Here is a 15,215-nt window from a genome sequence, read left to right as displayed (position 1 = left end):
TAACGTTAGTTTCTGGTGGAAGAGAAGAAGAGTTAACATATCTAAAGAATCGGAATGTAGGAAATGTAGTCTACATTCCAATGGAACGTAAACCTCATCTTTTTAAAGATATGATTAGCTTAGGAAGGTTATGGAAGTTTCTAGCGAAAAATGATTTTGATTTAATTGTATACTCTACTCCAAAAGCCTTACTTATAGCTAGTTTAGCTAAATGCTTAAATGTCAAACGTAGTAAGAGCGTAGCAATTGTGCAAGGTAGAGTTTATGAGAATTTTCCAGAATTAAAGAAAAAGGCATTTATGGCTTTAGATAAGGTTAGCTTTACGCTATCAGATAAAGTTGTGTTCGTATCAAATTCTCTACAAGAAAATTATTTCAGAGAAAATATTGTAAATAGTAGAGCCAGCAAAGTTATAGGCTCAGGTTCTTTTAACGGTGTAAATGAGTCTGTATTTCATTCTGTAAATCTGGAAAATAAAGAATCGTTAAGAGTAAAATATGGGTTTAGCAAGAGTGAGTTCTTAATTTGTATAATAGGTAGAATTTGTATTGATAAGGGAATAGAAGACGTATATAAAATAGCGAGAAAGATTAATAATAATATAAAATTTGTTTTCGTTGGATCGTTTGAAGATGAAAGAAGTAAATATAAAGTTAAATGTATAGTTAAGGAGGAACGAGGGTATTATATCCCTTATTTAAAAGAAATTCATGAAATTTTTCAGTGCTCCGATTTGCATCTATTTTTAAGCCACCGCGAAGGCTTTGGTAATGTCGCAATTGAGGCTGCTAGTTGCGGAGTTCCTACATTTGCTTATGATGTTACTGGAGTAAAAGATAGTGTAAAAAATGGCATCAGCGGACAACGTTTCGATTTCAAAGACACTAAAGCTATTGCTAGAGCGATTGATGAAGCAGCAAAGAGTACAGACTTTTCCAGTAAATATCCTAACGCAAGAAGTTGGGCAGTAGAAAACTTCGAGCAGAAAAAAGTTTGGCAAAACTATTTAGAATTTTATTTAAATCAAATACAAGATGAGAGATAAATGATCAAACGCCTTTTCGATATCACTGCTGCGACCACCGCTTTGGTCGCTTTATCTCCGGTATATGTCATCACCGCTTATAAAGTCAAAAAAAACTTAGGCTCGCCAGTGCTATTTCGTCAAACACGCCCGGGTCTAGACGGTAAGCCGTTTGAGATGATTAAATTTCGTACCATGAAAGATGGCATAGATAGTGATGGCAATCCTTTGCCTGATAGTGAGCGCTTGACTGACTTTGGTAAAGCGTTACGTAATAGTAGTTTGGATGAGCTACCTGAACTGTGGAATGTCGTCAGAGGTGATATGAGCTTAGTCGGACCACGCCCATTATTGATGGAATACTTGCCATTATATAGTAAAGAACAAGCGCGTCGTCATAATGTACGCCCTGGTATTACCGGTTATGCGCAAGTGAATGGGCGTAATGCCATCGGTTGGGATAAGAAGTTTGAGCTTGATACTTGGTATGTAGATAACCAATCATTATGGTTAGATATCAAGATACTACTTAAGACAGTAAAGAAAGTGGTCATCAAAGATGGTATTAGCGCTGACGGCGAAGCGACAATGAGTAAGTTTACAGGAAGTAAATAGTTAATAATAACAAGGAAGTCAAAATGCAGCAGTTAATCGGTATATATGGCGCTAGTGGTTTTGGTAAAGAGTTATTGTCTTTAGTTCGTGAGCAATATAGAGATGCGCAACTTTGTTTTGTCGACGATGGCTCGCAAGATAATGAATTAAATAATTATCGCATTTATACCTATACACAGTATTTAGCATTACCCAATGCAGATAAGGCGGTAGTCTTAGCTATTGCAGATAGTAAAATACGTGAAGTATTAGAAGCTAAGTGTGCTAAGGACAAGGTGTTGATTTTATCTTTAAAGGCATCTAACTCAATTGTATTAGATAATGTTGAAATTGGAGAGGGCTCTGTACTGTGTCACTTTACCCAATTAACGTCTAATATAAAAATTGGTAAGCAATTTCAAGCTAATATTTATAGTTATATCGCTCATGATTGCGTGATTGGCGACTATGTCACCTTTGCCCCACGCGTCAGTTGCAATGGCAATATTCATATCCATGACCATGCATATATTGGCACAGGGGCAGTTATCAAACAAGGCACACCTGATAAGCCATTAATTATCGGTAAAGGTGCCATAGTGGGAATGGGTGCGGTTGTTACCAAAGACGTTCCAGCTGGAGCAGTCGTGATTGGTAATCCTGCAAGACCCCTCAATAAATAAAAAGTATAAATAAAAAATCAGAATCAGGTATTCCGTTGTAAAACACTAATCATCAATGATGAATCATCATTTATAAATAAGTACCATCGAGGCAACTATGTTACACACGCCATTTTCACCTTGGCCAAGCTTTACGCAAGAAGAGGCTGATGCGGTCAGTCAAGTATTACTATCTAATAAGGTAAATTACTGGACAGGGCAAGAATGTCGCAAGTTTGAGACGGAGTTTGCTAAATGGTCTGAGAGCAAATATGCCATTGCGATGGGTAATGGGACGTTGGCATTAGACGTTGCCTTACAAGCGTTAGATATCGGCGCAGGTGATGAAGTTATCGTCACGCCGCGTACCTTTATTGCAAGTATCTCATCAGTCGTCAATGCAGGAGCAACTCCGATTTTTGCTGATGTTGATGAGGCTACCGGTAATATCACGCCTGAGTCAATCGCTGCGGTATTGACGGCTAAAACCAAAGCTATCGTCTGTGTGCATTTGGCAGGTTGGCCTTGTGATATGGATGGCATCATGGCGTTGGCAGAACAGCATAATCTATATGTGATAGAGGACTGTGCGCAGGCACATGGTGCGCGCTACAAAGGTCGTAGCGTTGGTAGTATTGGCCATATCGGTGCGTGGAGCTTTTGCCAAGATAAAGTAATGACCACAGGCGGTGAAGGTGGTATGGTCACTACCAATGATGAGCAGCTATGGCGCAAGATGTGGGCTTATAAAGACCATGGTAAGAGCTATGCGGCTGTCTATGAGACCGAGCATCCACCAGGCTATCGCTGGCTGCATGAGAGCTTTGGCACCAACTGGCGTATGACAGAGATGCAAGCAGTGATAGGTCGTATCCAGCTACAGCGTATGAACGACTGGACTGCTAAGCGTACTGCTAATGCCAGCGCAATATTAGATGCATGCACTGGTTGGGAGACACAAGGCTATTTATCAGTACCTAGGTTGGAGGCAATATCCGCGTTTGCTGACTGTACCCACGCTTACTACAAGCTCTATGTATACGTGCAGCCAGAGACTCTGCCACAAGGTTGGTCACGCGATCGACTTATTAATGAGATAAATGCGCTAAATGTACCGTGTTTTTCAGGTTCCGCTTCTGAAGTATATTTAGAAAAGGCATTTGATAATACTGGGTTGCGTCCAGAGACGCCGCTACCAATAGCGAAGCAATTGGGTGAGACTAGTCTAATGTTCTTAGTCCATCCTACATTGACTACTGCTGAGATTGAGCAGACCGTTGATGCCATCAATACTGTATTTACTCGGATGGCTGAAGTTAATTGTGTCTAATTGGCTAACGCTTACTTATCGTCACACTTCAACATAAAAGCAGACCCTTATGAATAAAAAATTGTTAATAGTACTAAGTGTCAGTATCGTAGCGATAGTACCAATATTGACAACGACTGCCTCAGCACAGAATTTATATATCAATGACTTACGTCTCAAAGCAGGTATTGATTGGCTAAACACTCAAGGTGTAACGCAGATCAGTACCAGCACTTGGCCATTGAGCGCAAATGAGATCGAGCGAGGCTTACAAGGCGCTCAATTCACTAATGCGGTACAGCAGCAAGTCATACAGTCGATACAGACGCGGCTCAGTCAAGATCGCGACTCTTTGGTTAAAGCCTCTGGCGAAATAATGCTACAATCCGATCGTCAGTCTCTGCCGCAGACTTTTGGTGATGATCAGCTAGCAGGGCAGCAGATTAGCGGTTCGGTCGGCTTGAGCGAAGCCAATTGGGAGTTCAATCTACAGGCAACGTTTAAGAATGATGAGCTGATTGATGATGACTCAGATTTCAGTTTTAAAGGCTCTTATATTGCTGGTATGGCTGCCAATCAGTGGTTGATCGCTGGTAAGATTCCAGCATGGTGGGGACCCGGGCATGATGGTAGTCTTATTCGTGGCGATGCCAGTATTCCAGTCACTGGCTTTACGATGCAGCGCGATACGCAAACCGCACCGACTTATAAGTATTTAAACTGGGTCGGTCCTTGGCAGTATCAGCTGTTTGCTGGTCAATTGGATGACTATGACGCGGTTCCAGATGCCAAGCTATTTGGCGCGCGCCTAGCAGCCAGCCCATTACCTTGGTTAGAGGTTGGCGCTTCCCGTACTTTTATGTGGGGCGGGGAAGGTCGTCCAGATAGTATCAGCTCCTTTGGCGATGCCATCTTAGGGACCAAGGACAATGGTGATAATGATAACGGTGACCCAGCCAATCAACTAGGCGGCTTCGATGCACGCGTGCAGTTAGCACCTTTATTTAACGTGCCAGCAAGTGTCTACGGACAGTATGTTGGGGAAGATGAAGCCGGTGGTCTACCCGCGAAGAATATGTATTTGGCTGGCATAGATTATGCCTCTGCAGCGATGGGCAAGCCTTACCAACTTTATGCGGAATATACTGATACGCGCACCAGCGGTGAAGTACGTGGTATTTCTTACGATCATGGAACATACACTGATGGCTATTATCAGCAAGGCTATCCACTCGGCTATGCGCTCGGTGGTGATGCCGAAAGTGTCGCGCTCGGTGGTCGATTATGGCTTGATGGACGTAACTTTATTCATGCGAAGCTACAACACGCCAAAGTCAATCAGTCAGGAGAGTTAGACCGTCGTACGGGAGAGGCGGATAATCAAGCATTCCCGATGGCAGATAAGCTTACTGCTATTGATGTCTCTTGGGAACACCAACTACAGCCTTTGACAAAATTGACGACTAGACTATGGGCGGTCGATGCAGATAATCGCTCTAGTGATATCGGGGCTGGTATTGGACTTGAACTGGCAACTTATTAGTTTCATGCTATTTGTTTAACACAAATGAGAGTGAGCAAACTAAATTCAACAGGTAGATAAGCCTGTAGCACTGTCTTTTATGAATAAAAAAGCCGTTTATCAGTGATAGACGGCTTTTTTGTAGAAATTTTATACGTGTTTTCTACTTTTTAGCTCATATGAATGATTAACCATACTGCCAAACTCAACCGAACAAAATATTAAAAGTAATTCGATTCAAAGAGCTGTTTAAGCATTAATAAACGACTAATGCTAAATGGTTAAGGTTTTGTAGAGTGAACCATCGTTCTATAAGTTTCAGTTCATACACATCTCAATTCAACCTAAAAGGTCTAGTTGATTTCCTATATAATGTGAGCTGTTTCGTTATTGTTGATCCATTCAATTCAGGCTTTTTTCTTAGCAAAAAACGCTTCTTATCAGGTAAAACGGTGCTTTATGTTCAACGCTTCCTCGACTCGTTTAAATAAATACATCAGCGAAAGTGGTATTTGCTCTAGGCGAGACGCTGACCGCTTTATTGAACAAGGTAATGTATACATCAATGGCAAACGTGCGTCGGTCGGTGATCAGGTGGTCGCTGGAGATGCAGTAAAAGTCAACGGGCAGCTTATTGAGCCAAGAGAGCCTGATGATTTTATTTTTATTGCATTAAATAAGCCAGTAGGCATTGTGAGCACCACGGAAAGCTCTGAGAAAAATAATATTGTCGATTTTGTGCGGCATAGTTTGCGTATTTTTCCAATCGGTCGTTTAGACAAAGATTCCCAAGGTTTGATCTTTTTGACTAACAATGGCGATTTGGTCAATAAGGTATTACGTGCTGGCAATAATCATGAGAAAGAATATCTAGTTACAGTGAATAAGCCGTTAACAGATAATGTTATCGAAGGTTTGGCGGGCGGTGTGCCGATGCTTGGCAAGATGACCAAAAAATGCCCAGTGACTAAAGTGGCGCCTAATGTCTTTAACATCACGCTCGTACAAGGTTTGAACCGTCAAATTCGTCGTATGTGTGAGCACTTTGGCTACGAAGTCGTTAAGCTTGAACGTACGCGGATTATGAATGTAAGTCTCAAAGGTCTTCCCGTTGGTGACTGGCGAGACTTAACTCCAAAAGAGTTGTCTGTGTTACTTAAATCTGTAGAAGACTCTTCTTCACAAGACAATCACTCAAACAAGAAATCTCGCAATACGCCACGAAAAAAACCTCGTGCTGATGCTTCATCAAAGTCAAAACCATCTACAAAATCGGCAGGGGCAGCAAAGGGGCGTAACAAATACGCCAAAGATGATGCTAGAAAACCAGCAGGTTCTAAAGGTAGGGATGGACGTCCTACTGGTCGTGGTAGGCCGTCAGGCAGTAATGGTAAGTCCGGAGGCAGTGGCAAACCTGCTACCAATGGCAGGCGTCCTTCAAAAGGACGAGGCTCTTCACGGTAATAATTTTTCACAATGTGAATGCTATATTTATTTCTGAAATAGCAGTAAGCTAAATAACTTTAATCTTAATGAGATCATATTATGTTTAAAATAAAAGTAGAGCGCATTGTCAAAAAACCAATTGATGAGGTATTTGAAGCACTGAGTGACCATGCCAGTTATGGCTCATTTAAAGCGGTGGGGGTTGCTAAGTTAATAGCTGAAGGTAATGAGGAGCGCAATGGCGTTGGGGCTTTACGTAGCATTCAAACGGGACCCGTTAAGTTCTGGGAGCGGATTACGGCGTTTGAGCGTCCTACTCATATGCAATACCAAATCGAAAAATCTAAACCTATCAAAATGCAACATGATAAAGGTATCATTGATTTAAAAGACTTGGGCGATGGCACCACACACGTGACTTGGGTATCTGAGGGTCGATTGATTGGACCATTGCCATTGGTCGGTCGCCTATTTGACCGTCAAATGCAGAAACAAGGAAACATAGGGTTGCAAAAAGTTAAATAAAATATATACAAACCTACCTATTTATTACTATAATAGATAAATTATATCTATTATATAGAGAGCGAGTTATGGGGAAACTGGTTAGTATTGGGGAGGCTGCCAAACATTTCGGGGTTGCTCAATCCACATTAAGACGTTGGGATGAGGATGGTACGTTAGTCGCCAAGCGAACCGAAAACGGGCATAGGCGATATGATTTAAGTGAAATCAGACCACATTCCTTGAATACACCACCTAAATTAGACAGAAAAACCATTGCTTATGCTCGTGTATCGAGTCGTAATCAAAAAGATGACTTACTTCGCCAAGCTCAAGTTTTGGAACTTTATTGCGCCAAGCAAGGCTGGACTTTTGAAACGATTACTGATCTTGGTAGTGGAATGAATTATAAAAAGAAAGGCTTGAAAAGCCTGCTTGACGACATACTGGACAATCAAGTTGAACGGCTGGTAATTACCCATAAAGACAGGCTTTTGCGATTTGGTGCTGAATTGGTCTTTATGTTGTGTGAGGTTCGTGACGTTGAAGTAGTAATAATCAATGAGGGTGAGGAGCTTAGTTTTGAACAAGAATTAGCCCAAGATATATTAGAGATTATCAGCGTATTTTCAGCGAGGCTATACGGCTCTCGCAGCAAGAAAAACCAACAATTAATAGAGGCGGTTAAAAAAGCATTATGATCCGTGGTCACTCAATCGAACTCAAACCTAACAACGTACAGGCAAATCATCTTGCTCGTGCTTGCGGCGTGGCGAGAAAAGCCTACAACTGGGCTTTGCATGAGTGGCAACGACAGTATACGCTTGACAAGGCGTACCGTGATGCGTGTTTGGTCGCAGGCGTTGAGATTGATACCAAAAAGCTGAACAAACCCTCACAAGCGAAGCTCAGGCGCGAATTGAATGCCATTAAGCGTGAATTATTTCCTTATATGCTAGAGGTCACCAAATGTGCTCCGCAAGCGGCAATCATGCAATTGGGTGATGCTTATAACAAATTCTTTAAAGGCTTAGCGAAATATCCAACCGCTCGTAAAAAAGGCCGTGACGACAGATTTAGTTTATCCAACGACCAATTTGCCATCAAAGGTAAATCCATTCGTATCCCAAACTTGGGCTGGGTTCGCTTAAAAGAAGCTTTACGTTTTGAAGGCAAGATCATGTCAGCCACCATCTCTAAACGTGGTGGTAAGTGGTTTGTTAGTGTGGCTGTTGAGATTCATGGAACGGTTAAAGAGATTGCTAGAACTAGCAAAAGTGTGGGTATCGATCTTGGTATTGCCGATTTACTGGTTTTATCGGACGGCACCAAAATTAAAGCACCAAAACCGCTCAAGACAAACCTTAAAAAGCTAAGAACGCTAAACAAAGCACTCAGTCGTAGCAAAAAAGGCAGTAAAAACAGAGAAAAAGCGAAAACCAAGCTCTCTCGTTTGCACTATAAAATCAGATGTATCAGGCAAGACTCTTTGCACAAAATAACCTCTGATTTGGTTAAAGCGTTCGATGTGATTGCGATTGAGGATTTGAACGTCAAAGGTATAGTTAAGAACAGGCGATTATCAAGAGCAATCAGTGATTTGGGTTTCTGTGAATTTAAGCGTCAGCTTATCTACAAAGCCAATGAGCAAGGCAAGACAGTTAAATCAGTCGGGCGCTTTTACCCAAGCTCAAAAACTTGCTCAAACTGTAATCATATCCTTGGTAAAGATCAGCTAACATTGAAAATGCGTGAGTGGTTATGCCCTAACTGTCAGGCTTCTCATGACCGTGACCTCAACGCCAGTATCAATATTTTAAATAATGCGACTGTTATTTTAACAGCCACATAATCCTGTTTATTGGACGGTGAGTTCCATCGCCAATTAAAAAAAGTCTGTGGAGTCGTGGTCAGTCTAAATCTCAAACGAGAAATAGCGCATAACAATGAAGCAGAAAGAAAACATTGAACCTAGTCAATATTGAATAGGTTTGAGTAAGATTTTTGGAACGGTTTAGTAGCATACTCAAATCTATAGAAAGCCGCTAATCTAGCGGCAATGTTGGGTTTTCTGATATTACTCTCTACTGGTGGCTTGTTTTATTTGAGCCATCACTGTCAGTTTTAATCCGTTTTATTCTTAGCAGCTTCAATCTCGTTAAAACGCGCTAATTGCTCTGGCGTTGCTTTCTGTTGATACTTCTCTTTCCACTCAGCATAAGGCATGCCATAGACAAGCTCGCGCGCATCCTCGTATTCGATTTCAATACCACGCTCTTCACCAGCCGCTTTGTACCATTTAGATAAGCAGTTACGACAAAAGTCGGCAAGGTTCATTAGCTCGATATTTTGTACATCTTTGCGCTCATCTAAATGAGCCAATAAGCGACGAAATGCCGCGGCTTCTAACTCGATGTTTGATTCTAATTTTGCCATAATATTTTCCTAGTTGTAATTGAGTCATTTCAAAACTGAAATGATACTAACGATATAAATATTGCGCAATTAGCGTGGGCTCATCGTCTGTAAAGTTTATCAGTGGCTCAATCTGTCGTTAATTGTAATGAACTGTGGCGATAGTTAACTCTAATAGTACTATGTATTCTTCTAATATAAATTACGACTTGTCATCAATTAAATCAAAAAATACCAGAAGCCAAATGGATAGAACCCACAAAACAAAGGACTGATCTATCATATTAAGTACAAAATGTGTGATATAGCTTCATCTTTGCAAAGAAATTCTAAGTTAATTAGCGTGCTTTATAAAGCTATCTATTCAATTTTTGGCTGAGGTAATTGACGCACTTGGCTAATAGGCTTTGCAACATATTGTGTTGTGCTCTTCAGCGATATAAACCCCTATTTATTATATGGATCATTATGATGCGCAGAGCAGAGTGATGCATAGTCTCTAATCACCAGAGTCGTCAATTTTAAATTGCCAAACTCTTCAATATTAAAAGCTTTTTTTGGACCAATTTGACGGTATTGCAAATCGTTGTGCCAGTGCTTCAACATGTTAATAAAAGGAGTCTTGTCGTTAGATTTTAATAGACCATGTTAGTGCGCCAAACAAGAATCGAACAACCTTTACACAGGGTTAATAGCTCTGCCATATGGTCAAGCTGACTGACTATCAGAACCGCATTAATGATGCCGGTATTTTTCGATTGACGTGCTAGCGGTAACGACTTAAATCCAAACAATTACTGACTAATGTTGACCAATATATTGAATGAAATCGAATCTATGGTATTTTCTGATATGGCTATTGAAGATTGGGTGCAGGTCTTTTCCTGTATGGTTCCTAGTCGAATACCGTGATAGTTATGGTAATTGCAATTCTGGGGCGAAAAAAGAATATCAGCAGCAGAATCTAAAACATAAGTAAAAATAAATCAGTATTTCCAAAAAAAAGCCCTAGTGAACTAGGGTTTTTTAATGGATGTAAGTTTAGTAAATTTTAACGGGCTTCGAAATACATAGTAACTTCAAAACCGATACGGATGTCTTGAAAAGCTGGTTTGGTCCACTGCATGAGATTGCTCTTGAATGATGTTACTAGTTGATAGGCAAGATTAATAAAGGGAATACCTCATGCTATTACAACCTAACCCCTGCTGTCAATTTATTAGATGTTAACTTGGAATATTTTAGCTATGAAGTTTAGCGGCAACAGTAAAGTTTACTTATGTTTATAAATAAGCCCCTAATTGTGAAGTTAGTATTTGGAGGTTGTCGATGGAGTACGCTAATTGTGGACTTCAGGTTCGGTGATTCAAAAAAGACTGTAGCTAATGCTCATTTAAGAAATAATAACCAGCTTATGTTCATTAAATAACCAAAAAAAGATTGAAGAACTCTCTTGGCTTTGGTATGTTTCAAGCCATGCTTTGATTTCATGTAATTTAAATTCTATCACGCGTAGTTCGGGCCAGTACAATCAGTACGGTCGATCGAATCCTCATTTACTATCAACAAGGAAACTGCCATGACTAGTGCTGTTGCCCGACACTCCGGCACCGCGCTGCACCCGCTGCATGCGTTTTTTTTAGCCGGAATGGTGCCTCTGTTTATCGGAGTCTTACTTAACGATTACGCCTATTGGTCCAGCTACGAGCTGCAATGGAAAAACTTCGCTTCTTGGATGCTTATAGGTGCGCTGGTATTCAATGGTTTGGCCATGCTAGGCTCAATTTTATCTCTAGTTCGCGCTGATAAGCGCATGGGTACACCAGTGGCTTATTTTCTGTTGCTACTGGTCACCTTTGTACTAGGTATCCTCAACTCATTTATCCATGCAAAGGATGTCTGGGCCAGTATGCCGACTGGGCTTATTCTATCTGTTATCACTGTCATTCTGGCCTGCATTGCAACCTGGATTGGCCTCACAAGCTGGCGCATTGGAGGTGTAAGATGAAATCACTCAATATCTTATCGATATCTTTTTTAGTCGCTGCTCTCTTAAGCGCATGTGGCGAAAATAATGTAAACGATGCAGAACAGTTAGGTGCTAATCCAACCTTGCCTGAAGCTCAACGCGGCTTATTACCTACTTTAAAAATAGCTGAGCCAGCAGGTTGGGGTGATAACCGACCTATAGTGCCGTCAGGTTATAAAATCACAGCCATTGCCACTGACCTTCAGATTCCACGGCAGATGCTAGTTTTGCCCAATGGTGACATACTGATTGCTGAGGGCAAGGGCGGTGGTGCACCCAAGCTACGTCCTAAAGACATTATTGCTACTTATTTTAAGGCTAAAGGTACTACATCCGTTAAAGGAGGTAACCGTCTGACTCTTCTGCGCGACAGTAATGACGACGGCACTTACGAGACACGTACTGTATTCGCCGAGAATCTGAATGCGCCTTATGGTCTTGCACTAATCGAAGATCAACTGTACGTTGCCAATCAAGATGCGGTAGTGCAATTCGATTATCAGCCCGGACAGACCACCGCTAGTGGACCGCCACGCAAACTCACCGACCTGCCTAGCATGGTCAATCATCACTGGACCAAGGCGATGACGGCCAGTCCGGATGGGCAATTCCTGTACGTGGGCATTGGTTCCAACAGCAATATTACTGAAAACGGACTGGATGTAGAGGCGGATCGTGCCATGGTCTGGGAAATCGATGCCAAAAGCGGTGCTCACCGACCTTATGCAACCGGTCTGCGTAATCCAACGGCGTTAGCTATCCTGCCTGGTACTAACCAGTTATGGGCCGTGATCAACGAACGTGATGAGCTCGGTCCACGATTGGTACCTGATTACTTGACCTCAGTTCAAGAGGGTAAGTTTTATGGTTGGCCCTACAGCTATTGGGGACAAAATGTTGATCCGCGGGTCAAGCCAGAGCAACCTGATATGGTAGCCGCCGCGATTGCTCCAGACTACAGCCTTGGGTCGCACAAAGCTCCTTTAGGTATAGCTTTCTCAACGACAACCATGGGCGGCAAGTTCAGCGAAGGCGCATTCATCGGTGAGCATGGCAGCTGGAACCGTTCAGACCCAGCGGGTTATGACGTAGTGTTCGTCCCATTCAGCAACGGGAAACCAGCTGGAGACCCAGTTAACTTTGTCACTGGATTTCAGGGAGAGAATGGCAAAACCTTTGGTCGACCAGTAGGCGTGACAGTGGATCCAAAAGGGGCACTCATCGTTGCCGATGACCTTTCTAATACCATTTGGCGGGTGATACCAAATTGATAAGCAGCATGTAGGAAAGCTTCTACGTGGGTTGCTTTCACCCATGTAGAATTATCAAATAATAGCTCTCCTATCATTAGCAGAGCGAAATAGATTATAGCCACGCCGGAGGTGTTTTCAGAAAATCGTTACCTCTATTGCTTTTTGCTTGTATGAAGGTAGGAATGCTTTAGTCTGTGTACCTTACATGTACCTTACATACCCCGATTGCGGGGTCTTAAGTATGTAGACAGTCTTAGAAGTTAGGTCTTGAATGGCTGACTATATGAAGGGGTAGTCGTCTTCTACCTCTATAAACAATAGGTGCTTTTTCATTATGGTTTGATTGGTCAATAAGATATAAAAACGTTGTAGACCCCGAAAATCAGGCAAAAAAAATCCTCACTTCTTAAATAAGAAGTGAGGATTTTAGTGCTCTTTCAAGCCATATTTGGAGCGGGAAAAGAGATTCGAACTCTCGACCCCAACCTTGGCAAGGTTATGCTCTACCACTGAGCTATTCCCGCTAATTATCAATTAACTATCGTCAGTTGATGAAGGCGTATTATACGCAGTTTTTTTTAGGTGTCAACACCTATGACGAAAAAAATTAAAGTTATTAAAATAGGCATGTCTTCTAGCCATAGATATATGTTATAACGGTTTATTATAATATGTATTCCAAAAGCTTTGTAGTACATAAATAAGCTGGGACGCACTTTATAATTTAACAGTAATCATATTCACAATTATCAATACTTACAAAGATAAGTCATAAGGATAAAAAATGAGTCAACAATATACCATCGCTGATTATTTGTTTGATCGTGTCGCAGAAGCGGGCGCATCTGAGATATTTGGCGTACCTGGTGATTTTAACTTAACTTTTTTGGATAACGTTCTCGCCTCTGACAAGCTGCGCTGGGTGGGTAATACCAATGAGCTAAATGCTGGCTATGCTGCCGATGGCTATGCACGCGAGCGTGGGTTTGCCGCCATGGTGACAACCTTTGGTGTAGGCGAGCTGTCAGCGATTAACGCGACCGCAGGTTCTTTTGCTGAGTACGCACCGGTATTGCATATCGTAGGTGCACCAAGCACAGCGCTACAAGACTCAAAGCGCCGTATTCATCATTCGCTTGGCGATGGCGTATTCAATCATTTTATTAAGATGGTTGAGCCTGTGACGGTAGCCCGTGCGCAGCTTACTCCTGAGAACGCTGCCTCAGAAATTGATAGAGTAATTCGCTTAATTCTCAAAAAGCATCGCCCAGGTTACTTACTATTATCACCAGATGTTGCTCGTCAGCCTATCTATCCACCAACGACTAAGTTGATCGATAGTCAAGAAGACATTACTAGCCAAGCGGCATTATCAGATTTTAAGCAAGCATTAACAGAGTTTTTGCCAAACAAGACCACGACATTAATGGCAGATTTGATGGTGCATCGTTTGGGATTGCAGTCACAGCTCAAAGCATTGATCGTTGATACCGATATTCCTTATACCACGCTATCTTGGGGCAAGACACTGCTTGATGAAAATAGCGATCGTTGGGCAGGCACTTATGCGGGTGTTGCTTCGCGTCCAATTGTCAAAGATGCGGTAGAAAACTGCGAATGTCTCATAAAAGTAGGGGTGCAATACACTGACACTACTACCGCAGGGTTTAGCCAAGATATCAATGAAGATGTGGTCGTAGACTTGCATTATGAGCGTGCTTCTATCAGTGGTAAGAACTTTGCACCGATTGCGCTAAAAGATGCGCTGCAGGCCCTACATGAAGTGATGACCTCTGGCATTAATATCGTACCAAAACCTTTCTGTGAAGAAGTTAAGCCGCATGAACAAAAAGGTAAAGACAGTGAGGCTATCCGCCAAGATGATTTATGGCATATTATCGCTGACCGCTTAGACCACAATAACTTGGTGTTTTCTGAACAAGGGACTGCCTATTTTGGTATCAGTGATGTGCGTCTGCCAGAAGGGGTAACGTCATATGGACAGCCGATGTGGGGCTCAATTGGTTACACGTTGCCAGCCAGCTTGGGCGCGGCGATTGCATCACCAGATAAGCGCAGTGTGTTATTAATTGGGGACGGTTCAGCATTGCTAACAATCCAAGAGCTAGCGGTCATGATTCAAGAGCGCATCAACCCTGTAATCGTCTTAATCAACAATGACGGTTATACGGTAGAGCGCGCAATTCATGGCGAAAACCAATACTATAACGATATTCCTAAATGCGATTGGCAAATCATGCCGCGAGCGTTTGGTGCGACAGAAGAAAATAGTGTACTACTCAAAGCAGAGACAGCAGGCGAGCTAAAATCTGCTCTCGACAAAGCTGCTGCGACTACCGATAAGCTAGTAATGATCGAGGTGATTGCAGACAAGCATGATATCCCGCCATTGCTAGCAGACATCAGCGCGGCACTAAAGCCAAAAAAGGACTAAG

14 protein-coding genes and 1 tRNA gene are annotated in these 15,215 nt (G+C 42.1%); 12 read left to right on the top strand and 3 right to left on the bottom strand.

What is annotated here, in order from left to right:
• The 9 genes from CXF61_RS06740 to CXF61_RS06700 all read left to right on the top strand — a co-directional run.
• Positions 1-1,046 (top strand): glycosyltransferase (locus CXF61_RS06740; RefSeq protein ID WP_165597645.1); only part of this gene is annotated, 1,046 nt, incomplete at its 5' end.
• Entirely contained in the window at positions 1,047-1,640 is a 594-nt protein-coding gene (locus CXF61_RS06735; RefSeq protein WP_165597644.1) for a sugar transferase, read from the top strand.
• Positions 1,641-1,663: 23 nt separating this feature from the next.
• The gene (locus CXF61_RS06730; RefSeq protein ID WP_165597643.1) at positions 1,664-2,302 is read left to right on the top strand and encodes an acetyltransferase; all 639 of its coding nucleotides are present in this window, start codon (positions 1,664-1,666) and stop codon (positions 2,300-2,302) included.
• A 97-nt stretch (positions 2,303-2,399) separates the two neighbouring features.
• A complete protein-coding gene (locus CXF61_RS06725) occupies positions 2,400-3,611 on the top strand; it encodes a DegT/DnrJ/EryC1/StrS family aminotransferase (protein ID WP_165597642.1) in 1,212 nt (403 codons plus the stop codon).
• A 49-nt stretch (positions 3,612-3,660) separates the two neighbouring features.
• Complete coding sequence (locus CXF61_RS06720) at positions 3,661-5,133, top strand: capsule assembly Wzi family protein (protein WP_165597641.1); 1,473 nt, start codon at positions 3,661-3,663, stop codon at positions 5,131-5,133.
• Between the two features lie 438 nt (positions 5,134-5,571).
• Complete coding sequence (gene rluF / locus CXF61_RS06715; protein WP_165597640.1) at positions 5,572-6,576, top strand: 23S rRNA pseudouridine(2604) synthase RluF; 1,005 nt, start codon at positions 5,572-5,574, stop codon at positions 6,574-6,576.
• An 81-nt stretch (positions 6,577-6,657) separates the two neighbouring features.
• The gene (locus tag CXF61_RS06710) at positions 6,658-7,083 is read left to right on the top strand and encodes an SRPBCC family protein (RefSeq protein WP_165597639.1); all 426 of its coding nucleotides are present in this window, start codon (positions 6,658-6,660) and stop codon (positions 7,081-7,083) included.
• A 68-nt stretch (positions 7,084-7,151) separates the two neighbouring features.
• The gene (locus CXF61_RS06705) at positions 7,152-7,763 is read left to right on the top strand and encodes an IS607 family transposase (protein WP_165597638.1); all 612 of its coding nucleotides are present in this window, start codon (positions 7,152-7,154) and stop codon (positions 7,761-7,763) included.
• A complete protein-coding gene (locus CXF61_RS06700) occupies positions 7,760-8,914 on the top strand; it encodes an RNA-guided endonuclease InsQ/TnpB family protein (protein WP_165597637.1) in 1,155 nt (384 codons plus the stop codon). The genes CXF61_RS06705 and CXF61_RS06700 overlap by 4 nt, the downstream gene beginning before the upstream one ends.
• A gap of 272 nt (positions 8,915-9,186) precedes the next feature.
• Here the strand turns inward: CXF61_RS06700 and CXF61_RS06695 are convergent, their stop codons facing one another.
• Together CXF61_RS06695 and pqqA are read right to left on the bottom strand one after the other, a co-directional pair.
• Entirely contained in the window at positions 9,187-9,498 is a 312-nt protein-coding gene (locus tag CXF61_RS06695) for a DUF1244 domain-containing protein (protein WP_101205288.1), read from the bottom strand.
• A gap of 1,030 nt (positions 9,499-10,528) precedes the next feature.
• The gene (pqqA, locus tag CXF61_RS06690) at positions 10,529-10,603 is read right to left on the bottom strand and encodes a pyrroloquinoline quinone precursor peptide PqqA (protein WP_082894360.1); all 75 of its coding nucleotides are present in this window, start codon (positions 10,601-10,603) and stop codon (positions 10,529-10,531) included.
• A 453-nt stretch (positions 10,604-11,056) separates the two neighbouring features.
• On the opposite strand from pqqA, the gene CXF61_RS06685 reads away from it, so the two are divergent.
• Positions 11,057-11,485, top strand: coding sequence for a DUF2231 domain-containing protein (locus tag CXF61_RS06685; RefSeq protein WP_165597636.1), 429 nt, complete (start codon positions 11,057-11,059; stop codon positions 11,483-11,485).
• Complete coding sequence (locus tag CXF61_RS06680) at positions 11,482-12,777, top strand: PQQ-dependent sugar dehydrogenase (RefSeq protein WP_165597635.1); 1,296 nt, start codon at positions 11,482-11,484, stop codon at positions 12,775-12,777. The genes CXF61_RS06685 and CXF61_RS06680 overlap by 4 nt, the downstream gene beginning before the upstream one ends.
• Before the next feature lie 431 nt (positions 12,778-13,208).
• Here the strand turns inward: CXF61_RS06680 and CXF61_RS06675 are convergent.
• Positions 13,209-13,283 (bottom strand) — tRNA-Gly (locus tag CXF61_RS06675).
• 260 nt (positions 13,284-13,543) lie between these two features.
• On the opposite strand from CXF61_RS06675, the gene CXF61_RS06670 reads away from it, so the two are divergent.
• Positions 13,544-15,214 carry an alpha-keto acid decarboxylase family protein gene (locus CXF61_RS06670; protein WP_165597634.1) on the top strand — a complete coding sequence of 557 codons (1,671 nt, stop codon included), beginning with the start codon at positions 13,544-13,546 and terminating at the stop codon, positions 15,212-15,214.
• The last annotated feature ends 1 nt before the right edge of the window (position 15,215 follow it).

It is taken from the genome of Psychrobacter sp. 4Dc (assembly GCF_002836715.1).
In the GTDB taxonomy this organism is placed as follows: Bacteria; Pseudomonadota; Gammaproteobacteria; order Pseudomonadales; family Moraxellaceae; genus Psychrobacter.
Note: the sequence above shows the minus strand (reverse complement) of the source record. Positions and strands in the feature narration are given on the sequence as shown.